Source organism: Synechococcus sp. SYN20, from assembly GCF_014279555.1.
Lineage (GTDB): Bacteria > Cyanobacteriota > Cyanobacteriia > PCC-6307 > Cyanobiaceae > Synechococcus_C.
This window is the reverse complement of sequence record NZ_CP047959.1, coordinates 1,886,418-1,912,301: the sequence shown is the minus strand read 5'-3', so window position 1 is coordinate 1,912,301 and position 25,884 is coordinate 1,886,418. Positions and strand designations below refer to the sequence as shown.

General features: G+C 55.2%; 29 protein-coding genes. 17 read left to right on the top strand and 12 right to left on the bottom strand.

Going from position 1 to position 25,884, the window contains the following annotated elements:
• Nucleotides 1–6: 6 nt before the first annotated feature.
• From pyrH to SynSYN20_RS10125, 4 genes are all read right to left on the bottom strand, one after another.
• On the bottom strand, nucleotides 7–714 hold the full coding sequence (gene pyrH / locus SynSYN20_RS10140; protein ID WP_186523462.1) for a UMP kinase: 708 nt from the start codon (nucleotides 712–714) through the stop codon (nucleotides 7–9).
• 139 nt (nucleotides 715–853) lie between these two features.
• Complete coding sequence (gene cobO / locus SynSYN20_RS10135; RefSeq protein WP_186523460.1) at nucleotides 854–1,558, bottom strand: cob(I)yrinic acid a,c-diamide adenosyltransferase; 705 nt, start codon at nucleotides 1,556–1,558, stop codon at nucleotides 854–856.
• On the bottom strand, nucleotides 1,555–2,220 hold the full coding sequence (locus SynSYN20_RS10130) for a class I SAM-dependent methyltransferase (protein ID WP_186523458.1): 666 nt from the start codon (nucleotides 2,218–2,220) through the stop codon (nucleotides 1,555–1,557). Before SynSYN20_RS10130 ends, cobO begins: the two co-directional genes overlap by 4 nt.
• Entirely contained in the window at nucleotides 2,220–3,401 is a 1,182-nt protein-coding gene (locus tag SynSYN20_RS10125; protein ID WP_186523457.1) for a site-specific integrase, read from the bottom strand. The genes SynSYN20_RS10130 and SynSYN20_RS10125 overlap by 1 nt, the downstream gene beginning before the upstream one ends.
• Before the next feature lie 72 nt (nucleotides 3,402–3,473).
• On the opposite strand from SynSYN20_RS10125, the gene hemH reads away from it, so the two are divergent.
• From hemH to SynSYN20_RS10095, 6 genes are read left to right on the top strand one after another with little or no spacing between them, the layout of a single operon-like run.
• Nucleotides 3,474–4,649, top strand: a complete 1,176-nt coding sequence (gene hemH / locus SynSYN20_RS10120) for a ferrochelatase (RefSeq protein ID WP_186523455.1) — start codon at nucleotides 3,474–3,476, stop codon at nucleotides 4,647–4,649.
• Nucleotides 4,650–4,709: 60 nt separating this feature from the next.
• A complete protein-coding gene (gene ilvB / locus SynSYN20_RS10115) occupies nucleotides 4,710–6,491 on the top strand; it encodes a biosynthetic-type acetolactate synthase large subunit (RefSeq protein WP_186523453.1) in 1,782 nt (593 codons plus the stop codon).
• Entirely contained in the window at nucleotides 6,488–6,916 is a 429-nt protein-coding gene (locus SynSYN20_RS10110; RefSeq protein WP_186523450.1) for a thermonuclease, read from the top strand. The genes ilvB and SynSYN20_RS10110 overlap by 4 nt, the downstream gene beginning before the upstream one ends.
• On the top strand, nucleotides 6,861–7,136 hold the full coding sequence (locus SynSYN20_RS10105) for a GIVxVP protein (protein ID WP_370586673.1): 276 nt from the start codon (nucleotides 6,861–6,863) through the stop codon (nucleotides 7,134–7,136). Before SynSYN20_RS10110 ends, SynSYN20_RS10105 begins: the two co-directional genes overlap by 56 nt.
• Before the next feature lie 24 nt (nucleotides 7,137–7,160).
• Nucleotides 7,161–8,417 carry an ABC transporter substrate-binding protein gene (locus tag SynSYN20_RS10100; RefSeq protein WP_186523446.1) on the top strand — a complete coding sequence of 419 codons (1,257 nt, stop codon included), beginning with the start codon at nucleotides 7,161–7,163 and terminating at the stop codon, nucleotides 8,415–8,417.
• Nucleotides 8,418–8,422: 5 nt separating this feature from the next.
• Nucleotides 8,423–10,090: an NAD(P)/FAD-dependent oxidoreductase gene (locus SynSYN20_RS10095; protein ID WP_186523444.1), complete on the top strand. Its 1,668-nt coding sequence runs from the start codon at nucleotides 8,423–8,425 to the stop codon at nucleotides 10,088–10,090.
• On the opposite strand, the gene pgeF is transcribed toward SynSYN20_RS10095, so the two are convergent.
• The 3 genes from pgeF to SynSYN20_RS10080 are packed head-to-tail and all read right to left on the bottom strand — an operon-like array spanning nucleotide 10,082 to nucleotide 13,094.
• The gene (gene pgeF / locus SynSYN20_RS10090) at nucleotides 10,082–10,900 is read right to left on the bottom strand and encodes a peptidoglycan editing factor PgeF (protein ID WP_186523441.1); all 819 of its coding nucleotides are present in this window, start codon (nucleotides 10,898–10,900) and stop codon (nucleotides 10,082–10,084) included. The two genes, SynSYN20_RS10095 and pgeF, sit on opposite strands and share 9 nt — an antisense overlap.
• Complete coding sequence (locus SynSYN20_RS10085; protein ID WP_186523438.1) at nucleotides 10,897–11,811, bottom strand: Tab2 family RNA-binding protein; 915 nt, start codon at nucleotides 11,809–11,811, stop codon at nucleotides 10,897–10,899. Before SynSYN20_RS10085 ends, pgeF begins: the two co-directional genes overlap by 4 nt.
• Nucleotides 11,808–13,094: a S1 RNA-binding domain-containing protein gene (locus tag SynSYN20_RS10080; protein ID WP_186523437.1), complete on the bottom strand. Its 1,287-nt coding sequence runs from the start codon at nucleotides 13,092–13,094 to the stop codon at nucleotides 11,808–11,810. Before SynSYN20_RS10080 ends, SynSYN20_RS10085 begins: the two co-directional genes overlap by 4 nt.
• Before the next feature lie 56 nt (nucleotides 13,095–13,150).
• On the opposite strand from SynSYN20_RS10080, the gene SynSYN20_RS10075 reads away from it, so the two are divergent.
• From SynSYN20_RS10075 to folE, 6 genes are all read left to right on the top strand, one after another.
• Nucleotides 13,151–13,996: a creatininase family protein gene (locus SynSYN20_RS10075; RefSeq protein WP_186523436.1), complete on the top strand. Its 846-nt coding sequence runs from the start codon at nucleotides 13,151–13,153 to the stop codon at nucleotides 13,994–13,996.
• 71 nt (nucleotides 13,997–14,067) lie between these two features.
• The gene (locus SynSYN20_RS10070) at nucleotides 14,068–14,796 is read left to right on the top strand and encodes an aldehyde oxygenase (deformylating) (RefSeq protein WP_186523434.1); all 729 of its coding nucleotides are present in this window, start codon (nucleotides 14,068–14,070) and stop codon (nucleotides 14,794–14,796) included.
• Between the two features lie 159 nt (nucleotides 14,797–14,955).
• Nucleotides 14,956–16,002 (top strand): long-chain acyl-[acyl-carrier-protein] reductase, encoded by a 1,047-nt coding sequence (locus SynSYN20_RS10065; protein WP_186525581.1) that lies wholly within the window; start codon nucleotides 14,956–14,958, stop codon nucleotides 16,000–16,002.
• A 20-nt stretch (nucleotides 16,003–16,022) separates the two neighbouring features.
• Entirely contained in the window at nucleotides 16,023–17,012 is a 990-nt protein-coding gene (locus SynSYN20_RS10060) for an acetyl-CoA carboxylase carboxyltransferase subunit alpha (RefSeq protein ID WP_186523433.1), read from the top strand.
• Between the two features lie 24 nt (nucleotides 17,013–17,036).
• A complete protein-coding gene (locus tag SynSYN20_RS10055) occupies nucleotides 17,037–17,744 on the top strand; it encodes an SDR family oxidoreductase (RefSeq protein WP_186523432.1) in 708 nt (235 codons plus the stop codon).
• Nucleotides 17,745–17,756: 12 nt separating this feature from the next.
• On the top strand, nucleotides 17,757–18,500 hold the full coding sequence (gene folE / locus SynSYN20_RS10050; RefSeq protein ID WP_186523431.1) for a GTP cyclohydrolase I: 744 nt from the start codon (nucleotides 17,757–17,759) through the stop codon (nucleotides 18,498–18,500).
• Nucleotides 18,501–18,543: 43 nt separating this feature from the next.
• Here folE and SynSYN20_RS10045 read toward each other — a convergent pair whose 3' ends face one another.
• Together SynSYN20_RS10045 and SynSYN20_RS10040 are read right to left on the bottom strand one after the other, a co-directional pair.
• Nucleotides 18,544–19,092, bottom strand: coding sequence for a hypothetical protein (locus tag SynSYN20_RS10045; RefSeq protein WP_255476239.1), 549 nt, complete (start codon nucleotides 19,090–19,092; stop codon nucleotides 18,544–18,546).
• Nucleotides 19,067–19,750 carry a phosphoribosylanthranilate isomerase gene (locus tag SynSYN20_RS10040; RefSeq protein ID WP_186525579.1) on the bottom strand — a complete coding sequence of 228 codons (684 nt, stop codon included), beginning with the start codon at nucleotides 19,748–19,750 and terminating at the stop codon, nucleotides 19,067–19,069. The genes SynSYN20_RS10045 and SynSYN20_RS10040 overlap by 26 nt, the downstream gene beginning before the upstream one ends.
• Nucleotides 19,751–19,824: 74 nt before the next feature.
• Between SynSYN20_RS10040 and SynSYN20_RS10035 the strand changes: the two genes are divergently transcribed.
• Nucleotides 19,825–21,090: a site-2 protease family protein gene (locus tag SynSYN20_RS10035; protein ID WP_186523430.1), complete on the top strand. Its 1,266-nt coding sequence runs from the start codon at nucleotides 19,825–19,827 to the stop codon at nucleotides 21,088–21,090.
• Here the strand turns inward: SynSYN20_RS10035 and SynSYN20_RS10030 are convergent.
• The gene (locus SynSYN20_RS10030) at nucleotides 21,000–21,836 is read right to left on the bottom strand and encodes a lipoate--protein ligase family protein (protein ID WP_186523429.1); all 837 of its coding nucleotides are present in this window, start codon (nucleotides 21,834–21,836) and stop codon (nucleotides 21,000–21,002) included. The two genes, SynSYN20_RS10035 and SynSYN20_RS10030, sit on opposite strands and share 91 nt — an antisense overlap.
• A 7-nt stretch (nucleotides 21,837–21,843) precedes the next feature.
• Here SynSYN20_RS10030 and SynSYN20_RS10025 point away from each other — a divergent pair, with 7 nt between their 5' ends.
• Entirely contained in the window at nucleotides 21,844–22,611 is a 768-nt protein-coding gene (locus SynSYN20_RS10025) for a sulfite exporter TauE/SafE family protein (protein WP_186525578.1), read from the top strand.
• A 59-nt stretch (nucleotides 22,612–22,670) separates the two neighbouring features.
• On the opposite strand, the gene SynSYN20_RS10020 is transcribed toward SynSYN20_RS10025, so the two are convergent.
• Nucleotides 22,671–23,144 carry a CRR6 family NdhI maturation factor gene (locus SynSYN20_RS10020; protein WP_255476238.1) on the bottom strand — a complete coding sequence of 158 codons (474 nt, stop codon included), beginning with the start codon at nucleotides 23,142–23,144 and terminating at the stop codon, nucleotides 22,671–22,673.
• A gap of 97 nt (nucleotides 23,145–23,241) precedes the next feature.
• Here SynSYN20_RS10020 and psaM point away from each other — a divergent pair, with 97 nt between their 5' ends.
• The 3 genes from psaM (at nucleotide 23,242) to SynSYN20_RS10005 (ending at nucleotide 24,819) form a co-directional block, all read left to right on the top strand.
• Entirely contained in the window at nucleotides 23,242–23,346 is a 105-nt protein-coding gene (gene psaM / locus SynSYN20_RS10015; protein ID WP_071778033.1) for a photosystem I reaction center subunit XII, read from the top strand.
• Between the two features lie 62 nt (nucleotides 23,347–23,408).
• Nucleotides 23,409–23,795 carry a hypothetical protein gene (locus SynSYN20_RS10010; protein WP_186525577.1) on the top strand — a complete coding sequence of 129 codons (387 nt, stop codon included), beginning with the start codon at nucleotides 23,409–23,411 and terminating at the stop codon, nucleotides 23,793–23,795.
• A 73-nt stretch (nucleotides 23,796–23,868) separates the two neighbouring features.
• Nucleotides 23,869–24,819 carry a protochlorophyllide reductase gene (locus tag SynSYN20_RS10005; RefSeq protein WP_186523427.1) on the top strand — a complete coding sequence of 317 codons (951 nt, stop codon included), beginning with the start codon at nucleotides 23,869–23,871 and terminating at the stop codon, nucleotides 24,817–24,819.
• Here SynSYN20_RS10005 and bchL read toward each other — a convergent pair whose 3' ends face one another.
• Nucleotides 24,820–25,710, bottom strand: coding sequence for a ferredoxin:protochlorophyllide reductase (ATP-dependent) iron-sulfur ATP-binding protein (gene bchL, locus SynSYN20_RS10000; protein ID WP_186523425.1), 891 nt, complete (start codon nucleotides 25,708–25,710; stop codon nucleotides 24,820–24,822).
• Between the last annotated feature and the right edge of the window lie 174 nt (nucleotides 25,711–25,884).

Genomic DNA, 25,884 nt, shown 5'->3' with positions numbered 1-25,884 from the left:
CGATGACTAGTTGCTGATACGAGAACCGATGGGCTCACCGGCCACGGCTCTGCCGATGTTGCCAGGTTCAAACAAATTAAAAACAACAATTGGGATGTTGTTGTCTTTGCAAAGAGCGATGGCAGTGCTGTCCATTACGGCGAGCTCGCCGCTGAGCACCTGTTGGAAGGTCAAGGAGTCGTAGCGGACGGCATCAGGGAATTGATGGGGATCTTTGTCATACACACCGTCAACCTTGGTGGCTTTGAACACCACATCAGCGCTGATTTCGGCTGCGCGTAAAGCAGCTGTGGTGTCGGTGGTGAAAAACGGATTGCCACAACCTGCTCCAAACACGACCACCCTGCCTTTTTCTAGATGTCGCATCGCGCGCCTGCGGATGTAGGGCTCAGCCACTTCTTGCATTTCAATGGCGGTTTGTACGCGGGTGGGAATTCCGGCTCGCTCCAGTCCGTCTTGCAGGGTGATGGCATTCATCACGGTGGCGAGCATGCCGACGTAGTCAGCTGTGGCGCGATCCATGCCGGCGGCGGAACCCTTCAAACCTCTGAAAATGTTTCCGCCGCCGACGACAATCGCTAACTGCGTGCCAGTGGCAACAACTTTGGCAACATCTGTGGCGATGGCCGAAACAATTTCAGGATCAATTCCGTAGCCCTGATTGCCCATCAGCGCTTCACCGCTGATCTTCAGGAGGGCACGCGCGTAGGCCATTCAATATCCTTATCTTTAGGACAGTAGCAAGGCTGTTCTTAAGGGATCGAGAAAGCTGATGGGCTGCTGATGCTGTTCTGCCAAGTGGGTGGAGAAGCCACCGGATTGCTTTGATCGCACTTATGAGGTCTTGATTTGTTCAGAATTCAATTCCTTGTTGTGCTTTGACGCCCTGTTCACGAAAGGGGTGTTTGACGAGGGACATTTCCGTGACCAAATCGGCTCTTTGAATCAGCCCATCTGGAGCTCCTCTGCCAGTGAGGGCAACATGCGTGAGTTCAGGCCTTTCATCAAGGCCTTGCAGGACTTGATCCAGTTCGAGATAGCCAAGTTTTAAAGCCACGTTCACTTCGTCCAGCACGACAAGTTTTTGCTTGGGGTCTTTGAGGTAAGAGAGCGAGGTCTCCCAAGCTGCTTGCACCAACTGACGATCACGCTCACGATCTTGGGTTTCCCAGGTGAAGCCCTCTCCGAGAGCATGCCAACTCAGGGCATCTCCAATGGCTTTGAGTGCTTTGGCTTCTCCAGGCTCCCAGCCCCCTTTGATGAATTGCACAACTGCAACCTGGTGGCCGTGACCGAGGGTTCGTAAGGCCAAGCCAAGAGACGCAGTGGTCTTTCCCTTGCCGTGGCCGGTGAAGACCAAGACCAATCCCTTCTCAACACTTCTTTCTGAGACCCGTTGGCGCTGCACGTCTTGACGCCGTGCCATGCGCTTTCGATAGGCATCAGCGTCTTTCTCTGGGGCTAAATCGCCTCCCATGCCAAGAGATTCGGCCGATTGGTCCAAGGATGATGGGTTCACAGGTGTTGGCTTTGCGGCTGATGTTTGATCCGAGCTCATGACAACTCCCCACTTCCCTCCAGCATGCCGCTATCGGGGCACCTTGCTGTGATGCGCTGCAGAGCAGCCCCGGCCAAAACAGACTGCTCAACCGTGGTGAAGCCGATCTGCTGCAATTGCTCGGGGATGTTGTCCTCAAGCAAAGCAATCGCAGTTTCTGTCTCGAACAAAGCGCAAAACAGTTGTTGGGGGAGTTGCAAGAGAGGACCAGCGGGGTGGAGATCAACAACAACGAGCCAGCCGCCTGGTTTCAGCAATTTCAAACAGGACAACAACACTTGATGCCGCTCGGCTCGAGGAAATTCATGCAGCGCAAGGCTGATTTGAATGGCATCAAAGCTGGCTGGCGTGCATGGCGGATCTTCTGCGAGCCCCTCAATGCAAGTGAGGAGTGGATGACGGGTTGCGGCGAGTTCGAGAACCTTGGGTGAGACATCGAGACCGGTGACCCGAAACCCTGCTTCGATCCATGGCGCTGCCGCTTCTCCTGAGCCGCAGCAAAAGTCGAGCACCGTGGCCCCCCTTGGCAGAACGGGATCGAGCGCTGCTAATCCAAGGCATCGCAGTCGATCGACACCTCCAACACTCAGGGCAGAGATCGCGGTGACGGTGTCGTAAATCCAGCGATGGCGGTAGGCCAGTTGGCGAAGGGGTGATGTCATCAGGCTTCTCTCCTGGCTAACGCGGCATCGACGGCCTGCTGTTGATCTCGTCTGGTGATCCAGTGGTGATAGGTGCGGGTGTGAATCGCCACGGAATGTCCCATCATCCTGGCGGCCACGGTATCGGGAAGTCCGATGTGGATGGTGCGTACGGCCCAGGCGTGGCGAAGGTCGTAGGGCGTGAGGGGAACGTCGTATCTCCTGAACTGCTCGGCAACACGCCGTCCGACTTGTTGGAGTGTGGTGTGGCGGAGATCGGTGCAAACAGGAGGGAGGGCCGCGGCATTGGAGGCCAGATGCGTCAAGTTGAAGCGATCCACCCATTCCGGATGGAAGGGCCAAACCTGATGCTCACCGGTTTTGGTGGTGGGAAGAACGCGGATGACCCTGTCTCCTCCATCCGCTAATGCCGAAACATCCGTGAAAAACACCTCATGGTTGCGAAGTCCATAGGTGGCCATCAGTCCATAGACAAGACGCCAACCCGGATTGGGAATGCGCAGCATGGCTTCAAGAATTTGCGGGTCGCTGGGTAACTGCCGAAAACGAGCGCGGTGCAGGCCGTATCCCCCCGCCTCTGCACGCCATGCATCTGGAAGGGGCAGATTTTGATGCCGGGCGAGCGCCCCTAGGGCAGTGGAACACTGCTGGCGACTTCGGCTTCCATCGGGATAGCTGTTCAGCGTCAGCAGTAATAAGTCGGGAGTGAGGAGCGAGTGTTGTTCAAGAGCCAAGACCTTGAGGCGTCGCAGGTAGGGCTGGTAGGCCCCGCTCCAGGTGGTGCGGCTACCAGCTGGGGAGCGACGACGACGGGGGTCTGCGAAGAATGCATCCTTAAACGTATCCAGATCGCGATCCAAGGGATCGGCAACTGAAGTGGCGTCGCCATTTGGAGTGTTGTGGTGCTGAACTTTTTGCTTCGGTAACCACTGGTCCCATACAAAAAGCTGTCGCTTTATTTGCAGCTCCACAAGCTGCACCATGCGCTCAGCCTCTTTCAACCCATTCAGGTCGGCCAGGAGTCCAAGACTCAGGCGCTGGGTTTTCCAGTGGTTGGGTTGCTTACGGCAGGGCAGCCGTCCACGCAGATTGAGTTTTTGCCCTCGGCGCTCCACACGAAGACCACAGCCCTGCTCGGCCAAAGCCGCATTGGCGGCCACGATCGCGGTGTCGAAGTTCATGACCCTGTAAAGACAGCGTCACCATGACGTTGATGGGAGTTACGCTCAACCCCTAAGAATCAAGAATTTTCCATGGCTCGGGTTGGCATTCTTCTGCTCAATCTGGGTGGTCCAGAACGGATTCAGGATGTTGGCCCCTTTCTGTACAACCTGTTTGCGGATCCAGAAATTATTCGGCTGCCCAACCCGATCCTGCAGAAACCCCTCGCTTGGTTGATCAGCACGTTGCGTAGTAGTAAGTCGCAGGAGGCGTATCGATCAATCGGAGGAGGTTCTCCTCTCCGCCGAATCACTGAGCAGCAAGCGCGAGAGCTCCAGAGTCTTCTGCGCCAGCGTGGGGTGGACGCCACCAGCTACGTGGCCATGCGGTATTGGCACCCATTCACCGAATCGGCCGTTGCTGATCTCAAAGCTGATGGCATTGACGAAGTTGTCGTTCTTCCCCTTTACCCCCACTTTTCAATCAGTACCAGCGGCTCGAGCTTCCGTGAGCTCCAACGTCTTCGGCAAATGGACGAACGCTTTGAGGCGTTGCCTTTGCGCTGCATTCGCAGTTGGTACGACCATCCAGGCTATGTGCGCTCGATGGCTGAACTCATCGCCGAGCAAGTTCGCGCCAGTGACGACGTCGAAAAAGCTCATATTTTCTTCAGCGCCCATGGCGTGCCGAAGAGCTACGTGGAAGAGGCCGGCGATCCCTATCAGCAGGAGATTCAAGCTTGCGCGGCTCTGATCATGGCTGAATTGGAGACCATTGTTGGCCACTCCAATCCCCATACCCTGGCCTATCAGAGCCGAGTTGGGCCGGTGGAATGGCTCAAGCCCTATACCGAGGAGGCCCTCGAAGAACTCGGCCGGGCGAAGACGCAAGATCTGGTGGTGGTCCCCATCAGTTTTGTGAGTGAGCATATTGAAACGCTTGAGGAAATTGACATCGAATACCGCGAACTTGCGACTGAGTCAGGTGTCGTGAACTTCCGACGCGTTAGGGCTCTGGACACCTACCCACCCTTTATTGCCGGATTGGCTGATTTAGTCGAGGCCAGCCTTGAGGGTCCGGAAGTGAATCTCGACCAGGCGGCTGAACTGGCCACCACCGTGAAGCTCTATCCCCAGGAGAAGTGGGAGTGGGGTTGGAATAACAGCTCCGAAGTGTGGAATGGACGCTTGGCCATGGTTGGTTTTTCTGCCTTCCTTCTCGAGCTGATCAGCGGCCATGGCCCACTGCATGCTGTTGGTTTGCTTTAAACACTGCCAATTGGTGAGATGGCCACTTAATCTTGAGGGTCAGATCCTTATGAGGCAGCCGTGACCCTGACATCCGTTCCCACGGCCGCGGATGCGTTGGATTGGAACGGTCAACGCCGTATCACTGGCGCCCACGCCCTGATGAATGCCCTCAGGCTCCATGGCGTCGACACCATTTTTGGCTATCCGGGCGGTGCGATCCTTCCGATCTATGACGCTCTGCACATCGCCGAAAGCGAAGGCTGGCTAAAGCACATTTTGGTGCGTCATGAGCAGGGTGGCACCCATGCGGCTGATGCCTATGCCCGTGCCACTGGTCGGGTTGGCGTCTGTTTTGGAACGTCTGGCCCTGGTGCCACCAACCTCGTCACGGGCATTGCCACGGCCCAAATGGACTCCGTTCCAATGGTGGTCATCACAGGCCAAGTCCCTAGGCCTGCGATCGGGACTGATGCGTTTCAGGAAACAGATATTTTTGGCATTACGTTGCCAATCGTGAAGCACTCCTGGGTGGTTCGTGACCCAGCGGATCTCGCTTCCGTGGTGGCTCAAGCGTTCTTGATCGCCTCTTCAGGACGTCCTGGCCCTGTATTGATCGATATCCCTAAAGATGTAGGCCAAGAAGAATTTGATTACATCCCAGTTCAACCAGGATCGATCCATCCGCCTGGGTTCAGGCAGCCGGCTCATCCTGCGGTTGATGCGGTTACCGATGCGCTTGCCTTGATTCGTGAGTCGAGTCGTCCCCTCTTTTATGTGGGGGGTGGTGCGGTCAGCGCAGGTGCCCATGACAGCCTCCAAGTCTTGGCTGAGCGCTTCCAGATCCCTGTGACCACCACGTTGATGGGGAAGGGAGCTTTTGACGAGAATCATTCACTCGCCTTAGGCATGTTGGGGATGCATGGAACGGCTTATGCCAACTTTGCAGTCACAGACTGCGATCTGTTGATCGCCGTTGGGGCTCGTTTTGACGACCGTGTGACGGGCAAGCTCGACACGTTTGCTCCCAAGGCCAAGGTCATTCATTTTGAGATTGATCCTGCGGAGGTTGGTAAAAACCGACGTCCCGATGTGGTTGTGCTGGGTGATTTGGGTTTAAGCCTTGCTCAACTTGTTGATCAGAGTCGACCGCATTCCGCCGAGTTGAAGACCTCGTCTTGGCTGGAACAAATCAAGACTTGGAAGACGCTTTACCCACTCACCATCCCTGCCAAGGAAGGTGCGATTTTTCCGCAAGAAGTGCTTTTGGCTGTCCGTGATCTGGCCAGTGACGCCATCATCACGACAGATGTAGGCCAACATCAGATGTGGGCTGCTCAGTACTTGCGTAACGGGCCGCGTTGTTGGATCAGCAGCGCTGGATTGGGAACCATGGGATTTGGAATGCCAGCCGCTCTCGGGGCTCAGGTGGCGTTCCCGGATCAGAAAGTGGTTTGCATTGCTGGTGATGCAAGCATCCTGATGAATATTCAGGAACTTGGAACCTTGGCTCAGTATTCACTTCCTGTGAAGGTTGTGATTGTGAATAATCACTGGCAGGGAATGGTTCGGCAGTGGCAGGAAAGCTTTTACGACGAGCGATATTCAGCATCCGACATGCTCAACGGCATGCCTGATTTCAGTGCATTAGCAAGGGCTTTTGGCGTTGATGGGGTCAAGATCACCGAACGAGATGATCTTCATACCAAACTCAGTGAAGCGTTTGCCTCACCACGTCCGACCCTGATTGATGTCCACGTCAGACGTGGTGAAAATTGTTATCCGATGGTGCCACCAGGCGCCAGCAATGCGCAGATGGTGGGTCTCCCCTCCCATCCTGAGTTGGCCCAGGATTCCAGATGATCATGTCCGGACTGCTTCACCGTCACAGCCAGCGATCCCCATGGCTGCACCGTTTGCGAAGAGCAGCTCTGATCCGTCTTGGCTCCAGTTTCCTAATTCTGTTGGTCCTGATGCTGGCTTCACCATTGCCATCTATGGCAGCAGAAGTCTTGCAAGTGCGTTCGTCCACTCTTCTTCAAATTGGAGATCGCAACCGCAATTACAGCGTTCGTTTGGCTTGTGTTGCAGTTGATCCCGCCAATGAAGAGGCTGCTGTTGATCTTTTAAAGAAAGCAGTGCCTCGACGCAAACGGGTGAACCTTCGTCCAGAGGGAAATGAAGACGGTGTTTTGATTGCCCGCGTTACCCCTCTAGATGCCGATCAGGATCTTGGCCTTTCACTGGTCACCGGCGGCTTGGCTACGCAAAGTTGCAACGCAAGCTGAGATGGGAAAAAATCGCTTCGCTGCCGGCATTGTGATGGTGCCCTGTTTGCTTCTATCAGCTGCTTTTTTTAGTACGGCGGTTTGGGGTGATGTGCCAGGAGAGAATCAATCCCTCGCCCTAGGACTGGGCGGGTTGTTGTTGGCAGCAGGTTTGCTGGCCCTGTTAATCCCATCGACAAATCCTGAGACAAAAGAGGACGAAACCGATCCATCTATCTAGGTTTTGACAAAGAGCGGTTCTCTCATGCCCCCTCCAACTGAGGCCCCCATGAGTGACCGTGCTTCTGATTCAAAATTAGGGAACTTTTGGAAGCGTTTCCGCATTGGTCAAGGCTTAATCGTGGCGGCAAGTCTGCTGGGATGCCAAGCTCTCGCGGCAAGCACGCCGGAAAGAGCCCCCGTGCTTGCGCTCTTGTCAGACGGGTTGATGCCTGCGCATGCTGTGTTTCGGCAAGGTTTTGCTCTCGGGGAAGAGCAGGTTCGAGAGTGTGGAAGTTCCCCCGCGGATGTGGAGTGGCGCACGATTGGTCTCGATGACGACCCGGCTCCATTTCTTGGTTCAACGCGTTCTGTGGTGATCGCGCCTTTTGCGACGGAACTCTCTCGTTTTTCTCGACTGGCCCAGGACCACCAGATCAATGTGATCCTTCCGTATCAACGCGGTGCGTCTTTAAATCAATTGGTGCCGCTTGATCCGCAGGGATTGCTGCATCCTTTGAGCCCGTCCCAACAGTCTGAAATCGATCAACTGGCAATCGATACGCTTGCGCAGGGATGGCGAAGAATCATGGTGGTTGCCGATCCGGCTGACCGCGCTGCAGGCATGGCAGTGACCTATACGGAGGCTTTCGAGCAATTAGGGGGCAAGGTCGAATCCTATGAGAAGTCCTTGGTGCAGCAGGTCAACGCAGGCGATCCGTCCGCTGTGAATCAATTGATTCAAGACGTGGCTTGGAAACGTCCTGCTGCCATTGCTCTGGCCGCTGATCCTTCTGGACAGTTGGCGAGGCTGTTGGATCAAGCACAGAACGACGGTCAGCTGATGGGAGCTTCGCTTGCGTCACCGGCCAGGATTTGGCTGTTGCCCGTGACCCGTCTTGATGCTGTCTCTCAAAGACCTTGGACACAATTGAGTCCTGAACAACAGGCGCTCGGTCCCGGTTGGTCTTCATTCGCGACGTCTTACCAGCAGCGCTGGGGGCAGGCTCCTGATCTGTTGGCGGCCTCTGGGTTTGATGCTGCCCGTGTTGTGGCTCTGGCTACGCTCGCCCCCGCGCCTATGTCATCGGAAGGGCTCCGTGACCCCATCGGTTGGCTTGATCCGGATGCCGAGGTGCAGCCTTTATGTCAGGCGATTGCCCTTCGTCAGCAAGGCAAGGCTGTTCTTTTAGAGGGAGCCGCCAGTGATCTGGCGTTGAGACCAGGACAGATTCCGTCGGGACAGGCGACCACCCGGGTGATTGCTCCGCGGTCGGGGTCTAACCGTGGTAGGGGGCTTTAAAGCCGGTGTTGCGTCTTAGTGAACTCCGACTTCCTTTGGATCACGGTCCTGATGATCTGGAGCAAGCGGTTCTGCGTTGCCTGAAGATTCCACCGGCGCGTCTGCTTCGTTGTCAGTTGGTAAAGCGGAGTGTTGATGCCCGTCGTCGCGATCGCATTCAGCTGATTTATTCCGTGGATGTAGCACTGGATGGAGAAGCAGCGCTGTTGCGGCGAAGGCACGGTGATCGAAGAATTCGTCCGACCCCAGACACCCACTACAAATATGTCGCCCAGGCTCCAGAAGGGAGTGTCTGGGACTCCGAGCAGCGGCCTGTGGTGGTCGGAGCTGGTCCGTGTGGTTATTTTGCTGCTCTCCTTCTGGCTCAGATGGGATTTCGCCCGTTGTTGCTGGAACGGGGACAGCCCGTGAAACAAAGAACGGCCGATACGTTTGGATTTTGGCGTCGAACAGCTGAGTTCAATCCAGAATCCAATGCCCAGTTTGGGGAGGGTGGTGCAGGAACATTTTCGGATGGGAAGCTCTACAGCCAGGTCAGTGATCCTGATCATTACGGCTGCAAAGTCCTGGAAGAACTGGTGGCCTGTGGTGCAAACCGCGAGATTCTCACGCAGCACCGACCCCATATCGGCACCTTCAAACTGGCCACGGTAGTGAGGGGGCTGCGGGCCAAAATTGAGGCTCTCGGTGGCGAGGTTCGTTTCGGCAGCCGGGTTGATCAGATCTTGCTCAAACCCTGCGCTGGTCCTCATGGTTCAGGTAAGTCCCAGCAAGTGGTGGGTCTGTCCTTGTCGGATGGAACTTCATTGCGTTGCCGTCAGGTGGTGTTTGCTCCAGGGCATTCAGCACGGGACAGCTTCCAGATGCTTCAGGAGGCTGGAGTCGCTCTTGAAGCCAAGCCGTTTGCGGTGGGCTTTCGTATTGAACATCCCCAGGCCTTGGTCGACGAAGCGCGCTGGGGGCTGAACGCAGGACATCCACTCCTTGGGGCGGCGGAATACAAGCTCGTTCACCATGCTGAAAATGGCCGTTGTGTTTATAGCTTTTGTATGTGTCCAGGCGGACTGGTGGTTGGAGCAACCTCGGAGAAGGGCCGGGTCGTCACCAATGGCATGAGCCAGCATTCACGCAATGAGCGCAATGCCAACGCCGCATTGGTTGTTCCTGTGGATGAGGACGACCTGGCGCCCTATGCCGCCTGGCGAGGGGATCCCTTGGCTGGTCTTGCCTTCCAGCGTGCGCTGGAACAAAAAGCGTTTGTTCTCGGGGGGGCTGATTACAGCGCTCCAGTGCAGCGGCTCCAGGACTTTTTGGCTGGACGTTCCACAACGGAACTTGGTGCAATCGGCGCTTCTTACCAACCTGGTGTGTCACCAAGTGATTTACGCAGCCTGCTGCCACCCCCAATGGTGGCAGCATTGCAAGAGGCTTTGCCTCGTTTTGCTCGTCGCATCAAGGGGTATGACCATCCCGATGCGTTACTAACAGCAGTGGAAACGCGCACATCGTCACCGCTGCGTATTCCTCGTGACGAACATTTCGAGTCGATCAATACGGTGGGTCTTACGCCTGCTGGCGAAGGGGCCGGCTATGCGGGGGGGATCCTGTCTGCGGCGATTGATGGGATACGAGTCGCAGAGGCCGTGGGCTTGCGGCTGGGTTCCTCACGCTGAGGAGTCCGCCGCTTGACCAACGATTCCACTCCATTGCACTGCTCTTACCTGATCGCGACGCCAGGAGTGGAACAGACTTGGCTCTGAAACGGTGCAGAGAGGGCAGAGATTGATCTGTTGCTCTGGTATGCCGCAGCATTGCAGCTGTTCAAGGGCGGCAAGACGAATATCGAGGCGACACTTGTTGGGGGCTGGATCGGGCAAAAGGATGCCCAGGGCCTCCAGTTCGCTGAGACCTAACGATCGATCTGAATGGAGAGCTTGTCCTACCTGCTCCGCTACGTCGGTTTCCACCTGATAATTCACCCCACTAACTGCTGGACCTAGGGCCACAATGAGTTGGTCTGGTTTTGCTCCTCGCGTGGCTAACCGCCGTATTGCAGCAGGCAGAATGCCGCTGGCGACCCCTCTCCAGCCCGCATGACAAGCAGCAACGTGGCCGCTTGTGGGGTCTGCAAAAAGAACGGGGGTGCAATCGGCACCGCAAACCCAGAGACTTTGCCCACCACGGTCGCTGACTAAACCGTCTGCATCAGGCCAGGGAGAACCGATCGCTTCTCCAGCATCGAGAACTCGGTTGCCGTGAACTTGTTGGGGGCGGTGGACACTCACTCCCGCAGATAGATAGGCCGCTAAGGCATCAGGCCCGCGGTTTTGCCAAAGACGGGTGAAAAAGCCATGCTCGAACCCTGCGGTCTGCATCGCGTCCGAGGTGAGGTAATAACCGCCGTAGCAGCCCACCCATGTCCAATGCTCAAGAGTGTTGAACAGATTGTCGGGCTGGCGGAACGGATCGGCAGCAGCGGTCATGGTTCTGCTTGATCGCGCAACATCCAAAACCCTTCAAAACGCTCAGCTTCCGGTGAGGTTTGAACAGCGATGAACTGCAACCCGTCAGCGCGCTCAGACGTTTGAGTCATCAGTCCTGAAACATGGGTGGCTTCCTCGGCGCTGAGATCGCTTACAAGCCAGCAGTCATCCTGACCAGCCTCGAGGAGAAGTTGGGTGCCGCTCACTCTGAGGCGCACGGGTTCAATTCCACCGAGGAGACCAGCCAGGGCTAATCCCCTGGTTTTGCTGAACAGGCGCAATCCTGGGATGACTTGGTCATCCTGAATTGTGGTGGGAACTGGCAGCAGTCCTCGGAATCCGATGGGCCATCCGGCGGCTTCACGTAAGGCTGAAGCTGGGAGTTCGGCCCAATTCCAGGCATCACCACGAACAGACTCTGGTAGGGGACGAGGCGGCGTGCTGATGGGTACTGGCGGGGGAGCAAGAGGTCCTGCCATATAGCCCTCTTCGTTGGGGTAAAGATCGTCTTCGCGCTCAGCGATCCAATCGAATAAGGAGTAGGTGCGACGGCTTGGGACCATCTCGAGACCCAGTTCAGACGCAGCCCTCTGAACCATGGTGCGCATTGAGCTTCTCCACGAACGCAGCTTTCGGGGTACGGACCAGCCTTGGTGTTGGGCAGCTGCAATCGCTTCCGAAAGAGCGCTGGTTAACCAGGTGGAGTTCACGTTGCCGGCTGGGCAACGTTTTTCGAAACGAAAACTGGCGGTCGTTCCTTCGCAGGGGGAGCTGATGATCAGCAGCTCCCAACGTTTTTTGCCATCAGGTTCGAGGATGGGCCTGGAATAGAAATCGAGTTCCCAGTCGCCTAAAAAAGTCCCGCTTGAACGTTCACTTGCATCGTTCTGGGTCTGTTCGGCGGAGATCATCCAGCTGATTGTTCCTGTTGCTTCAGGACGTTACGAGCTCTATTGGCTCGATCGGTCGCTTCTGCCATCACTTTGTCTTTATCAACAAGTAATTCACCAGGCTGTCCTTCAAGCATTGCGGTATTGAGAGCGATTCGCCCGCGACCTGGATCCAAGTCCGTAATTAACGCTTTCACCGCATCGCCTTGATCAAAGATTTCACGCATTGACCGCATGCTGCCTCCGGTAATGGAGGATTGATGGAGAAGCCCGCTGATCCCTCCGAGATCTACGAAAAGTCCGTAGGGCTTGATGGCCGCCACATGGCCTTCAACCAGTTGTCCAATTTCTAGTTCTGAGAACCGAGCAGCAGTGGCTGCTCTCTTCTCAGAAAGGACCAATTTTCGCGTTTCAGAATTGACCTCGAGGAAAGCCACACCCAAGGTTTTGCCAACTAAGGCTTCATGGTTTTCACCGTCCTGCAATTGGGAACGGGGGATAAAGCCTCGTAATCCTTCTAAATCGCAAGTCACACCACCGCGGTTAAAACCGGTGACTTTGACTTGAGCGACCCTGCCCTCTTTCTCAAGCTGTTTGACCTTGTCCCAGCTCTGACGTAAGGCGAGGGCGCGGCAGCTGATGGTGACCATCCCATCAGCATTTTGCTCACGCGTCACCAAGACTTCAATCTCGAGGCCCTTAGGGAATCTCTCCTTCAGGTTGGTGATCACTCCCAGACCACATTCGTTTTTGGGCATAAAGCCTGGGGCCTTGCCGCCGATGTCGACGTAAACACCATCGCTTTCCATCGCGATCACTGTTCCAGTCACCACTTCCCCTGTGGTGCCCACCGGTTCGTTGGCATCGAGGGCGGCGAGAAAAGCACCTTCGTCAAAGTCGAAGTCGTCGACGCTTCGACTTGAGGTTTTGGCAGGACTTGGCTTGGACTTCGAAGCTTTTCCATTCGCGTCGGATGGGCCGAGTAGGTCGGCCATGCTCATGCCACTGAGCTCATCGGTCCCAAAACGAGCGTCGTCATCAACCGCTGATGGCTTGGCCGTCGTGGTTGGGGCGGTTGGAGGTCTAGCCGTTGTGTTCTGAGCTCTTTGTGCAGCCTGCTCTAACTCAACAGCCCGTGCCATCGCCACATCTGCGGCCGCCCGTGCTTCTTCCGCCTCACGATGGAGGCGGTCCTGTTCGTCTTTGCGGCTGATATGCATCACCTGCAACGGCTTGCGAGGCGGCTGCGCTGCCGGGCTTTGCCCTTTGCTGTCTATGGAATGTTGGCTTTCTGATCCCGCCATGGGTCTCAATATCCTCGATCAGCCAGTCTGGCAGGAAATGGGAGGCATGTCGGCTCATGACTGCACAAGCTCACTTGGGTCTTTCAGCGACACGTCGCCTGGACAGGTTGAGTTGGCCTGAGGCGGAGAAGGCCTTGCAGCAATCCCGTTCAACGGTGGTTTGGCCGATGGGAGCGTTTGAACAACATGGCCCCCATCTCCCTCTTGCCACAGACGCTCTGTTTGCTGAGCAGATTTTGGACACTGTGTTGTCACAGCTCGCGCCCCACGCCCCGATTTGGAGTCTTCCCTCACAATCCATCGGGTTCTCTCCAGAACATTCAGGTTTTCCTGGAACCTTGAGCCTGACCTCTGGATTGTTAACCCAACTCATTATCGAGGTGGGAACGCAGTTGTGTGGCCAAGGGGTGAAGCGCTTGGTGTTGTTCAACGCCCATGGTGGGCAAATCGGATTGCTGCAGGCTGCAGCTAGGGAACTGCGTGTTCAATCGCCGTCGATGGCGATTCTTCCCTGCTTCTTGTGGAGTGGTGTTCCCGGTTTGGATGCGTTGATTCCTGGGGATGAGTTACGGGGCGGATTGCATGCCGCTCAGGCTGAGACAAGTTTGATGCTCGCGCTTGAGCCGGAGTTGGTGGGTGATGCAAGGCCTGTAGACGGTGACCATCGCCAGCCCTCCTCTCTCGCTACTCCTCCGCCTGGCTGGAGTCTTGAAGGAGCGGCTCCTACGGCTTGGTTAACGACTGACTTGAGTACTAGTGGTGTGATCGGTGATTCACGCGCCGCCAGTGCCGAATGCGGTGAAGCGTTGGAACGCTGCCTGGTGAGCCATTGGCTGAACCTTTTTGGCAGTTTGTTGGCTAGTGAATGGCCCCCTTCTCAACCTGTTGCGGTTAGCAACTGACCCTTAAAGCACGTCCGTTGAGGTGAACCCTGGTTACAGTCGTCAGCATTGCTGATAACCGGAAGCGAATCATGTCAACCCTTGACTCCACAGCAGTAGCTGTGCTCGACGATCAGCAGGGTTTGGCAGAGCTACCTGATTTCACGACGGATGCTTATAAGGATGCTTACAGCCGCATCAATGCCATCGTGATCGAAGGTGAGCAGGAAGCACATGACAACTACCTGTCCCTAGGCACGCTGATCCCAGATCAGGCCGAGGAACTCGCCAAGCTGGCGAAGATGGAAATGAAGCACATGAAGGGCTTCACCGCCTGTGCAAAAAACCTTGACGTTGTGGCTGACATGCCCTTCGCCCACGAGTTTTTTGCTCCCCTGCATGGAAATTTCCAATCGGCTCTGAAAGAGGGGAAGGTTGTGACTTGTCTGTTGATCCAAGCCTTGTTGATCGAAGCTTTCGCTATCTCCGCTTATCACATCTATATCCCTGTCGCTGACCCCTTCGCCCGCAAAATTACTGAGGGAGTCGTCAAGGACGAGTACACCCACCTCAACTACGGCCAAGAGTGGTTGAAAGCCAACTTCGAGTCAAGCCGTGATGAGTTGATGGAAGCGAACAAAGTGAATCTTCCGCTCATTCGCTCGATGCTGGAGCAGGTGGCTGCTGATGCGTCTGTTCTGCACATGGAAAAAGAAGATCTGATCGAAGATTTTCTGATTGCCTATCAGGAAGCCTTGAACGAGATTGGGTTTAGCTCCCGCGACATTGCTCGCATGGCAGCGGCCGCACTGGCGATCTAACTGCGCTCACCCCCAATGGTGTCGGGTTTGACAGGCGTCAATTTCCACCCTGTCCGTTCACCCTGAATCCGACCCGTGCTTAGGTGGATGCGCAATCCATCGCCTGATTCGGTTGATGCGGTTCAGATTCCTACTTTTAAGTACGACCGTCGGCAGCACATGTTTGGTCTGATCGGACATTCCACCAGTTTTGAAGCTGCTAGGCGTAAGGCTTTGGAGCTGGGTTTCGATCACATCGCCGAGGGTGATCTTGATGTTTGGTGCAGTGCACCGCCTCAGTTGGTAGAGCATCTTGAAGTCACGAGCCTGACAGGCAAAACCATCGAAGGGGCCTATATCGATTCCTGCTTTGTGCCAGAGATGCTGAGCCGCTTTAAAACAGCGAGGCGCAAGGTGCTGAACGCCATGGAGTTGGCTCAAAAGAAAGGCATCAACATCACGGCTCTGGGCGGTTTTACCTCGATTATTTTCGAGAACTTCAACCTTCTGAAGCATCAAACGATTCGCAGTACCACGCTGGAATGGGAGCGGTTTACGACTGGAAACACCCATACGGCATGGGTCATCAGTCGACAGGTTGAAATCAATGCTCCTTTGCTTGGTATTGACCTCAGTAAGGCTCGGGTTGCTGTGGTGGGAGCAACAGGAGATATCGGTAGTGCAGTTTGTCGCTGGTTAACCCAGCGCACTGGAATTAAAGAGCTGCTGATGGTCGCGCGTCAGCAACAGCCCTTAGCAGACTTACGAGAGGAATTGGGGGGCGGCCGCATCCTCAGCTTGGATGAAGCACTTCCCGATGCTGATGTTGTGGTTTGGGTCGCAAGCATGCCCCGCACCTTGGAAATTGATGCGGATCGCTTGCAAAAACCCTGCCTGATGATCGATGGCGGCTACCCCAAAAACCTTGACTCACGTGTGGCTGGACAAGGGGTTCATGTCTTAAAGGGAGGCATCGTTGAATTCGTATCTGATATCGGCTGGACGATGATGGAGAATGCTGAATGGCAGATGGAGAAGCCTAAGAGGCAAATGTTTGCTTGCTTTGCAGAAGCCATCCTTCTCGAATTTGAAGCTTGTCATACCAACTTCAGCTGGGGTAGGAACAACATCACCCTTGAAAAAATGGATTTCATTGGTGCTGCCTCGATGCGGCATGGTTTCAAGACCCTCAATCTTCAGGGGCAGCTTCAGGCTGCCGCTGCCTGACGTTCACAGATTCGGTTTTCATGGCACGTCGCCCCCTGCTTGAGTTTGAAAAGCCCCTGATTGAGCTTGAACAGCAGATTGAGCAGATCCGCCAGTTAGCTAGGGACTCAGAAGTTGATGTAAGCCAGCAGTTGCTTCAGCTGGAAACTCTTGCTGCTCGCAGACGCGAAGAGATTTTTCAAAATCTGACTCCTGCGCAGAAAATTCAGGTAGCTCGCCATCCTCATCGTCCGAGCACTCTGGATTTTATTCAGATGTTCTGCGATGACTGGATTGAGCTTCATGGTGATCGTCGTGGGAGCGACGATCAGGCTTTGGTGGGTGGCCTCGGTCGCTTAGGTGAACGCTCGGTGGTGGTTTTGGGCCATCAAAAGGGGCGTGATACCAAGGAAAACGTGGCTCGTAACTTTGGGATGGCAACCCCAGGTGGATATCGCAAGGCCCTGCGATTGATGGAGCATGCCGATCGTTTTGGTCTGCCGATTCTTACTTTTATCGATACTCCTGGTGCTTATGCCGGCTTGCTGGCCGAAGAGCAGGGGCAGGGTGAAGCGATCGCTGTCAACCTCCGCGAGATGTTCCGCCTGAGAGTGCCAATTATTGCCACGGTGATTGGCGAAGGCGGATCTGGCGGTGCACTTGGAATTGGTGTTGCTGACCGGCTGCTGATGTTTGAACACAGCGTTTATACGGTGGCGAGTCCAGAGGCCTGCGCCTCGATCCTTTGGCGCGATGCAGCCAAAGCACCGGAAGCGGCTGCGGCATTGCGAATTACTGGCAAAGACTTACTCAGCCTTGGTGTGGTTGACGAGGTGCTTGCGGAACCATCAGGTGGAAACAATTGGGCCCCCCTTGAGGCGGGAGCAACCCTGCGGGAAGCTCTCGAACGGAATCTGTCTGAGCTTTTGGCACTTCCGCCCGAAGAATTGCGGGATCAGCGCTACGGAAAGTTTCGGGCGATGGGCCGTTTCATTGATCCGAGCTCGTCGAATGCCGATCCAGCTTCTTAGGATCGACGTGATCGCTGAGGCTCGTTGCCCTCTGTACTAATTACCGGAGCATCGCGCGGCATTGGCCGCAGTGCTGCTTTCGCTTTTGCTGAAGCTGGCTGGGATTTGATTCTCTTGTCACGCAGCGAAGCCTCTCTCCAATCTCTGGCGAGTGAATTGGCATCGACAGGTCAACGCATCGTTTACGGAGCCGTTGATCTCACCAAGCCTGAGGAGATTGCTCCTGGGGTCAAAACATTGCTGAGTCAGGGGCTTACACCATCTGTATTGATCAACAACGCAGGTGCTGCATGGACAGGAGGGTTGCTTGAGATGCCCTTGGACCGCTGGAATTGGTTGATGCAGCTCAATCTCACCAGTGTGTTTCAAATGTGCGCTGAGGTGGTTCCTGCCATGCGCCCTGCAGGCGGACTGGTGATCAACATCAGCAGTCATGCGGCCCGAAATGCTTTCCCGAATTGGGGTGCTTACTGCACGGTGAAGGCAGCCTTAGCCAGCTTTACGCGCTGTCTCGCTGAAGAAGAAAGGGTGCACAGCATCCGTGCCTGCACGCTCACCCTCGGTGCTGTTGATACGCCACTTTGGGATTCGCCAACTGTCCAGAGCACGTTCGACCGCCGTGCCATGCTTCCAGCAGAACAAGTTGCTGTTACGCTTCTTCATCTAGCGCAACAGCCTTCCACGCAAATTGTTGAAGACCTCACTTTGATGCCAGCTACTGGTGCCTTTTAAAACACCCCTGACATGACTTCTACTATTCCTGCTATCTCAGACGGGACGTTGACTTCACTTAATGCTGGAGTCCAACCCGTTTCACAGAGAATCCGCCAACGCCTCGTTGATCAGGGTATTTCTTTCCTGGCGAATGACAACGTTGCGGCCTTCATCGAAACCGGTGAGCTCGATGAGCTCGAGCACGAGGTTGCTGATCGAGTCAGGGAGCTTCTGCGCAGCCTTGTCATTGACATCGACAACGATCACAACACTGCTGAAACGGCAGAGCGTGTGGCGCGGATGTATCTCCGTGAGGTGTTTAAGGGTCGCTACAACCATCAACCCAAAGTTGCGAGTTTTCCAAACGTCAAGCAACTCGACGAAATTTATACCGTTGGCCCCATAAGCGTTCGCTCTGCTTGTTCCCACCACCTCGTTCCAATCATGGGGAATTGCTGGATCGGGATCAAGCCCGGTGAGCGTGTGATTGGTCTTTCAAAGTTCACCCGTGTGGCTGATTGGGTGTTCTCTAGGCCTCATATCCAGGAAGAGGCAGTGATGATCCTTGCCGACGAAATTGAGCGGCTGTGTGCTCCCCAGGGTCTGGGCATCATCATCAAGGCTCAGCATTACTGCATGAAATGGAGAGGTGTCAAAGAACCACAAACCAGCATGGTGAACTCAGTGGTTCGTGGTGATTTCCGTCATGATCCCAGCCTTAAGCAAGAATTCTTTGAGTTGATTCGCCACCAAGAAGCAATGCTCAGCACCTGATTTATAAGCTGAGTTGACGGTGATCAGCACGATTGAAACGGTGTTATCGAATTGGACCGATTACATTGCTGCTCACCCTCTTTACGTCTCCATCATTAGTTGTGACAACCATCACAGCCATGACTGATCCACCACGATCGGCTTGGCTGATTCGATAGTTTTCTTCGCTGCGATTAGACACTAATTTCCAATGACCATCCCCTTGGCGTTGGTACCAGTGAATATCAACGCTGTTGATTTGCTCTCCCTGGAGATCAAATTTTGCTTTAATAAGTTCTCCTTCCTTTGCCTCTCCGATCAAGATAAATTTCTTGAGTCCTTGGATGGTTTGTGTGATCCTTCCTTCCCTCTGGACATCTATTGAGATCTCTTGATTGAGAACGTTGATTTGTTGTTCTGGATCTGCTGTTAACCCAGGCACGCATTGCAAGCTTCCGCCTTCCAGGCGACAACCAGGAAGCATTCCCTGCGCTTGCGTTGCTGCAGGTAAAAGGCTGATCCATGAGAGAAGCAATACAGATGCTGCAGCCCGATAGGCCATGGAAATGGGTTGAATTGACCGCAACTTATTGCCGAAGTCGTCTGTTGTCATGAACGGTTTGAACAAGAGCGCGCACTTTGTTGAGGTCTTTCACTCCTGGTTTCACTTCAAGACGGCTTGAGGCATCGAGTCCGTAGGGCAAAACGAGCCTGAGAAGTTCAGGGACCCATTCAGCGCTGATTCCTCCAGCTAACCACCAAACGGTGTTGGGTTTGAGCTGGTCATGCAAGTGGGTAAACCAGCTTGGGTCCAGGCGATGGCCTGTGCCGCCAAGTTGATCAGGGCTCCAGGCATCGAGTAACAGGGCATCACTGTGGGATTCAAAGGAGCTCAGTTCACTCAAATCTTGTTCTGTGCGCAGTCTCAGGGCTTTCCACCAGCGCACTGATGGATGCTGCTGCTTCAGCTGAAGGCAGCGCTCTGGCGTTTCCGATCCATGCAGTTGAACGATCGTTGGTGTCCCATCGCCTTGAAGCGCGTTTTGGATGGCGTGATCGGAGGGATCCGCGACAACCCAGACGCGCTCGACGTCCGGATGCCGCTTTTTCAATTCCGCAAAGATGGCACGTCGGAGCGGTTCCGCGGCGAAACGGGGTGTTTTGTCCACGCCGATCACGCCGATCGCCTGCACTCCCATAGCAGCGATGGAACAGGCTTGAGAGCGGTCGGTGAGCCCACAGATTTTCAGAGCGAGAGCCGCTTCGGACATTCGATCGAGGAGCTCGAGTGGTTCCTTTCTAGGATTGGGCGATCGGGCCACGGCAGTGCCCAACGGAGGAGCCCATGGGCGATGGCTGGCAGCTGATGCGGATTCGCGGCATTCCGCTAAGGGTCCACCCCAGCTGGTTCATCATTTTGGTGTTGTTCACCCTGGTTTTTCAGCAAGACGCAGCTCTTCTGCCAGGTGCATCTGGTTCCCCCGGTTTGAGCTGGTTGTTGGGTTTGGCCACTGCCCTTCTACTGTTCGTTTCGGTGCTGTTGCACGAACTCGGCCATTCTCTGGTTGCGCTTAGAGAAGGCGTCAAGGTAGTCAGCATCACCCTTTTTCTGCTCGGTGGTGTGGCTCGCGTGGAGAGGGAATGCTCCACGCCGATGGGATCGTTTCGGGTGGCCGCGGCAGGACCAGCTGTCAGCTTTCTGCTGGCTGGCTTTCTTCTGGCAAGTCAGCATGCTGCGGGTCATGCGAATCCCTTGCTGGGCAATCTTGTTGAAAGACTTGGCTATCTCAATTTGGTTCTGGCTTTATTCAACCTTTTGCCCGGACTGCCCCTCGATGGAGGCTTGATTCTTAAAGCCTTGGTTTGGCAATTCACTGGTAGCCAACGCCGCGGGATTCAGGTGGCAACGGCCACGGGGCGGCTTCTCTCGCTGACCGCGATCATGCTGGGCGTTTATCTCTTCCTTCGTGGTGGTGGGTTCACGGCCCTTTGGCTTGTGATGCTGGGCTGGTTCGGAATGGGAGCCTCTCGTTCACAAACCCAGACCTTGGCGTTGCAGCAACTTTTGATGCGTCTGACGGTTGGCCCTGCGTCCTCCAAGCGTTTTCGGGTATTGGAGGCTGATCAGAGCTTGCGCAGCCTGAGCCAAATGCGTCTGAGAGGAGCTGAGTCTGAGACGGATCTCATGCCCGACTGGGTGCTTGTTTGCCGGTCTGGGCGCTGGATCGGATACGTCACTGATCAGCCACTCAAGGACCTCTCCGTTCAGTACTGGGATCGACAGACCGTGGGGGAGCATATGCGACCGCTGGCTGAACTTCCCTCTCTTCAAGAGTCAGATCCACTCTGGAAAGCCGTTCTCGCACTCGAGCAAAGTGAGCATGGACGATTGCTTATGACTGGTGCTGCTGGTCTTCCCTCCGGAACTCTCGATCGCAGTGATGTGGGCGAAGCGGTTTTGAAGGGGTTGTCCCTCAAATTGCCGGCTCCCCTTCTCGAAGCCTCTAGGCGTCGAAACGACTATCCCTTCGGCTTGCCGCTTCTCCAGGCGGTGACGTCGATGCGTGCCTCGGGATTGTTGGATGAGACCGCTGAATCGTTGACCTCATAATCAGCAGCCCGTTCCGTTACGAGCTGCTGTTCCCTGCCGCTTATTGGCGTCACGCACCAGCGGAGTTCTGGCCAGAGCTCCGCAATCGCCTCGGTAAGAGCTGCTTCAACACGGGCAGCAGACGGTGCTGTGGGCTGCCAGCAAGGTGGAGCTGCTCCAAAGACGTCTTCCCAAAGCTGTTGGGACGGCGCCAAGGGGATTTCACCGTGCTGAAGGAGGTGGCCCCTTTGCCAAAACTGGGCACTGCCAATGCGTTTATGCCCCAAAGGATCCACGAGATCTGCCGTGGTGGCGCTGGCGAAGCAATTATGGCTTCCAGCGAGGGCTGGATCATCCCCTGGATGAAGCTCAAGGCCGAGTCGCGCCAATCCAGAGGAGATCCAGGAGTTCACCCTGCGATACGCTTCGCGCCGCTGTCGGGGTGGATGCGGCCAGATCAGGGCATAGGTCAGGCCGCCGCCATGCAAAACAGCCCCACCACCGCTAGGGCGTCGGACCATTTTCAAGCGTCCATTGCGGACCAGATCGAGCCATTGATTCGACCGTGGTGTCTGGTGGCGCCCGAGTGATAACCAGGACCCTTCCCAGAGATAAAAGCGGAGCACGGGGCCAGGGTTGTTTGTGGTTTGGCACTGTTCCAGCAACAGGGCGTCAAAGGCCATATGGTCTGGACCTTGGCCGGCGACAGCTGGGATCAGTCGGCCGTGGGTTCCGAACTCAGACCGGCAGGATGCAGGTATCGACATGGCCGGAATGGAGATTTTGGAGTGGCTGCTGGTAGTGCCTCTGGGACTGCTTGCCGGGGGATTGGCCGGACTGCTGGGGATTGGAGGTGGTTTGATTTTTGCCCCTTTGTTGCTCTGGATGGGGTTAACACCGCATCAGGCTCTGGCGACCAGCACCTTTGCCATTGTGCCAACGGCGCTCAGCGGCACGGCAGCGCACCTTCGCGCTCGAACTGTGCCTGCTCAGGCTGGATTGGCCATTGGTATAGCCGCTTTTGTGACGGCGTTGATCTTCAGTCGTTTGGGGCGCTTGGTTGCTGGCTGGCATTTGTTAGCGCTTCAATCACTTCTCTATCTGTTTTTGGCTTGCACGATTCAGTCACGCTCCAATGATTCGGGGTCAGATATGGATCAGACGTTTTCGTTGCCAGGACTGACCGCCGTGGGTGGCTTGGCAGGATTTGCCGGTGGAATGTTGGGCTTAGGCGGCGGCCTCGTGATGGTGCCCGTGATGGTGCGGGGGTTGGCCGTCCCGATTCGACTCGCGATCCGATTCAGCACGGTGGCAGTGGCCTGTTCCACCGCAGCGGCGTCTCTTCAGTTTCTTTCTGAAGGGAGAGGGCAACCCACGTTGGGCCTGATTCTGGGTGGAGTGGCTGCAGTGGGGGCGCAGTGGAGCGCATCGCGTTTGGATGACGTGAGGGCTGATCGACTGGCCTGGATGCTGCGTGGGTTAGCCATTCTGTTGGCCTTTGATAGTGCTCGGAGAGCCTTTCAGCTTGCGCTCATCGGTTGAATTCGTTGATTGATGGAAATGATGGGACAGCCCAATCACCATCCACGGTGTGATCTTCCTCAGCGTTGATCAAGGAGAGTCCAGAACGCTGCATCCACTTCGTAGCCAATGGTGGCGGCCATCTGGAGCAAGTTGCCCCGCTGAGATTGGGGAAGGTGTTTCCCCAGGTGATCGAGAAGCATGAACCGGTGGGTGATCCAGATCTCCAGGGCTTGAGGGTCGAAGCGAATCCCTTCACTGGGACTGAAGTCGTGGGGGACCACCATCGCCACGTGTTGGATCAGGCTTCCGCCAGATCGCTCCAGCACGAGAGGGAGCCAGGGGTGCACGGCATCGGCCCTGAGGGCCCAAAGCCTTGGCTCAGGGCATTCACTCAACTCTCTGGGGTCATCGGCATCCCGTGGCCAGTTGTACTGGAGCTCTAACTCCGCTCCATCGCTGAGAAGGTCTGTGAGCGAGCGCTCCATCCATGGGTTCAGCGCCTTGAGATCAAGCGTCTGAATGGCAACGGCATCGATAACAACGGGTTGCATCTGACTTTGGACATCCATGGGGGTGTGACAGGCCTTTGCGAATGATGGCTTGGAGAGGGGTTGAGGAGAAAGAATGGTGGGGCGTTATGAATCCGTCATGGTCAGTTCTATTACTCAAACTGAAATTTTCATCGCTTTGGTGGTGGCTGCCCATGCCGGCGTGTTGGCTGTGCGCCTTTGTGTGAGCTTGTATCGGGCGTGAAACTGACGTCGTGATTGAGCGACGGCCTCTTGCAGTCTTTGTCCGCTGCGTTACAAGCGGATATGGCTAAGGCAGCTCCATCGCCAACACGACAACGACGCAGGTCATCTGATCGCTCCGCTAAAGACCCGGTTGATGCTGTCAGCCGTGCTGCCCTGATTCAAAATCAGGGTGATCGCAGAGACGTGCTATGCAGTGGCCTTGCATTGGCTGTGAAAATTGGTCTGATCAGCCTTGGTGGCGTCAGTCTTGTCAGGCTTTCCGTGGCTTATCAGGAACGCTTAGACCGCCATGGAGAGCTTGCTGCTGTTGTGGATGTGGAGACCAACAAGCTTCGTGGCTTACAGCAACGTTTTGACCGTTTGTTCACCCTCGGTGGAAGAGAGCGCCTGATGGATGAACAGGATCAGTGGATTGCACCAAACCGACTTCGCATTATTTGGCGCTGAACTCAAGGTTCTTTGAGAGTTATCTCCAACGACACTTGAAAGGTCAAACTGGAATGAGATAAGGCATCTCAAGATGGGAACTCCAGGCACCGTTCTCATTACCGGAACCACCTCTGGTGTGGGATTAAACGCCACTCATGCGTTGGCTCGACAGGGATGGACCGTGATTACGGCTAACCGCAGTCCTCAGCGAGCTGCTGGTGCAGCAGATGAGCTTGGTATCCCTCGCAATCGACTTCATCACATCCTCATGGATCTAGGGGATTTAGAGAGTGTTCGTCATGGGGTTGAGAACCTCTCAATCGGGGTTGATGCGCTGGTTTGCAATGCTGCGGTCTACGAACCCAAGTTGAAGGAGCCCAAGCGTTCGCCCCAGGGCTATGAACTGTCGATGGCTACTAACCATTTGGGCCATTTCTTGTTGATTCAGTTGCTTCTTGACCGGTTGAAGGCGTCCAGCCACCCCTCAAAACGGATCGTCATCCTTGGCACCGTGACCGCCAACTCCAAGGAATTAGGAGGGAAAATTCCGATTCCGGCCCCAGCTGATCTTGGGGACCTCTCAGGTTTTGAAGCGGGCTTTCAAGACCCGGTCGCGATGGCGAGTGGCCAGATATTTAAGCCAGGCAAGGCTTATAAAGACAGCAAGCTTTGCAACATGATCACAACTCAGGAACTGCATCGACGGATCCACGAGGATACCGGAATTAGCTGCACGTCTCTTTATCCAGGCTGCGTAGCTGACACTCCTTTGTTCAGAAACACCCCGAAGGCATTTCAAGTGATCTTCCCTTGGTTTCAGAAAAAGATTACGGGCGGTTATGTCTCTCAGGCTTTAGCTGGTGAACGGGTTGCAATGGTGGTGGCGAACCCCGACTTCAGCCAATCAGGTGTGCATTGGAGTTGGGGAAATCGTCAAAAGAAAGATGGCAAGCAATTCAGCCAAGAACTGTCCGACAAGGCGACAAATCCTGATGTCGCCCGACGGGTTTGGGAGCTTTCAATGAAACTCGTTGGTCTCTGATCAGTCGAAACCAAGAAGGTCAAAGATCTCCCTGTCTTTCAGAGATACGGCTTCCAAGGGTTCAACATTGTCGAGCATATTGCTCGCCAATCGGATGTATTCCTCTTGGACAGCTTTCACACCATCCTCATTTTCGTCCATCTCGAAAATGGTGCATTTCTTCAGGCGTGAACGTCGAATAGCATCCACATCCTGGAAATGAGCCATCGTACGAAGGCCCGTACGTGCATTAAACTTATCGATCTGGTCCGTATCCACGGAGCGATTCGCAACTACACCGCCAAGGCGCACCTTGTAGTTTTTCGCCTTGGCTTGGATCGCTTGCACGATTCTGTTCATCGCGAAGATGGAATCAAAATCGTTAGCGGTCACAATTAGGCAATAGTTCGCGTGTTGAAGCGGTGCGGCGAAGCCACCGCAAACCACGTCGCCCAGCACGTCAAAGATCACCACATCGGTGTCTTCGAGGAGGTGGTGCTCTTTAAGCAGCTTCACGGTTTGGCCGGTGACGTAACCACCGCAACCGGTTCCGGCGGGTGGCCCTCCGCTCTCGACACATTTCACCCCGTTGTATCCCGTGAACATGAAATCTTCGGGGCGGAGCTCCTCGCTGTGAAAGTCCACCTCTTCGAGGATGTCAATCACCGTCGGCACCATTTTGTGGGTGAGGGTGAAGGTGCTGTCGTGCTTGGGATCACAGCCAATCTGGAGCACCCGTTTGCCTAGCTTTGAAAACGCGGCAGACAGGTTGGAGGAGGTGGTGGATTTACCGATGCCACCTTTGCCATAAACGGCGATGACAAGAGCGCCCTCCTCAATTTTTGTCCCTGGGTCCTGATGGACCTGAACACTGCCGTCACCGTCCGCCGGACGGGTGAGAGTTGTGGTCATGCAGAGACCTGCTTCGTGGGTGTTGTTTTCATTTTTACTTCAGCAAGGTTGAACAGTCAGCTTTCAATTCGCGATCGAAACATCAGGGCTGATGGTGTTGAAAGACTGACGAGGATTGAATGAATTGGCATCAAAATAGCTGGATCATTGAGTACAAAGACTCAGCCGATTATT

Bases quoted from the DNA above. Each gene is read 5' to 3' on its own strand.
- bchL (WP_186523425.1), bottom strand. From the start codon at position 25,710: ATGACCACAACTCTCACCCGTCCGGCGGACGGTGACGGCAGTGTTCAG.
- SynSYN20_RS10025 (WP_186525578.1), top strand. From the start codon at position 21,844: ATGGAGATTTTGGAGTGGCTGCTGGTAGTGCCTCTGGGACTGCTTGCC.
- SynSYN20_RS10060 (WP_186523433.1), top strand. From the start codon at position 16,023: ATGGCACGTCGCCCCCTGCTTGAGTTTGAAAAGCCCCTGATTGAGCTT.
- SynSYN20_RS10010 (WP_186525577.1), top strand. From the start codon at position 23,409: ATGGCTAAGGCAGCTCCATCGCCAACACGACAACGACGCAGGTCATCT.
- SynSYN20_RS10045 (WP_255476239.1), bottom strand. From the start codon at position 19,092: ATGACAACAGACGACTTCGGCAATAAGTTGCGGTCAATTCAACCCATT.
- SynSYN20_RS10130 (WP_186523458.1), bottom strand. From the start codon at position 2,220: ATGACATCACCCCTTCGCCAACTGGCCTACCGCCATCGCTGGATTTAC.
- SynSYN20_RS10100 (WP_186523446.1), top strand. From the start codon at position 7,161: ATGCCCCCTCCAACTGAGGCCCCCATGAGTGACCGTGCTTCTGATTCA.
- hemH (WP_186523455.1), top strand. From the start codon at position 3,474: ATGGCTCGGGTTGGCATTCTTCTGCTCAATCTGGGTGGTCCAGAACGG.
- folE (WP_186523431.1), top strand. From the start codon at position 17,757: ATGACTTCTACTATTCCTGCTATCTCAGACGGGACGTTGACTTCACTT.
- SynSYN20_RS10085 (WP_186523438.1), bottom strand. From the start codon at position 11,811: ATGATCTCCGCCGAACAGACCCAGAACGATGCAAGTGAACGTTCAAGC.
- cobO (WP_186523460.1), bottom strand. From the start codon at position 1,558: ATGAGCTCGGATCAAACATCAGCCGCAAAGCCAACACCTGTGAACCCA.
- SynSYN20_RS10065 (WP_186525581.1), top strand. From the start codon at position 14,956: ATGTTTGGTCTGATCGGACATTCCACCAGTTTTGAAGCTGCTAGGCGT.
- SynSYN20_RS10030 (WP_186523429.1), bottom strand. From the start codon at position 21,836: ATGTCGATACCTGCATCCTGCCGGTCTGAGTTCGGAACCCACGGCCGA.
- SynSYN20_RS10080 (WP_186523437.1), bottom strand. From the start codon at position 13,094: ATGGCGGGATCAGAAAGCCAACATTCCATAGACAGCAAAGGGCAAAGC.
- SynSYN20_RS10110 (WP_186523450.1), top strand. From the start codon at position 6,488: ATGATCATGTCCGGACTGCTTCACCGTCACAGCCAGCGATCCCCATGG.
- SynSYN20_RS10005 (WP_186523427.1), top strand. From the start codon at position 23,869: ATGGGAACTCCAGGCACCGTTCTCATTACCGGAACCACCTCTGGTGTG.
- SynSYN20_RS10125 (WP_186523457.1), bottom strand. From the start codon at position 3,401: ATGAACTTCGACACCGCGATCGTGGCCGCCAATGCGGCTTTGGCCGAG.
- SynSYN20_RS10020 (WP_255476238.1), bottom strand. From the start codon at position 23,144: ATGCAACCCGTTGTTATCGATGCCGTTGCCATTCAGACGCTTGATCTC.
- SynSYN20_RS10035 (WP_186523430.1), top strand. From the start codon at position 19,825: ATGGGCGATGGCTGGCAGCTGATGCGGATTCGCGGCATTCCGCTAAGG.
- pyrH (WP_186523462.1), bottom strand. From the start codon at position 714: ATGGCCTACGCGCGTGCCCTCCTGAAGATCAGCGGTGAAGCGCTGATG.
- SynSYN20_RS10075 (WP_186523436.1), top strand. From the start codon at position 13,151: ATGACTGCACAAGCTCACTTGGGTCTTTCAGCGACACGTCGCCTGGAC.
- SynSYN20_RS10040 (WP_186525579.1), bottom strand. From the start codon at position 19,750: ATGTCCGAAGCGGCTCTCGCTCTGAAAATCTGTGGGCTCACCGACCGC.
- psaM (WP_071778033.1), top strand. From the start codon at position 23,242: ATGGTCAGTTCTATTACTCAAACTGAAATTTTCATCGCTTTGGTGGTG.
- SynSYN20_RS10070 (WP_186523434.1), top strand. From the start codon at position 14,068: ATGTCAACCCTTGACTCCACAGCAGTAGCTGTGCTCGACGATCAGCAG.
- pgeF (WP_186523441.1), bottom strand. From the start codon at position 10,900: ATGACCGCTGCTGCCGATCCGTTCCGCCAGCCCGACAATCTGTTCAAC.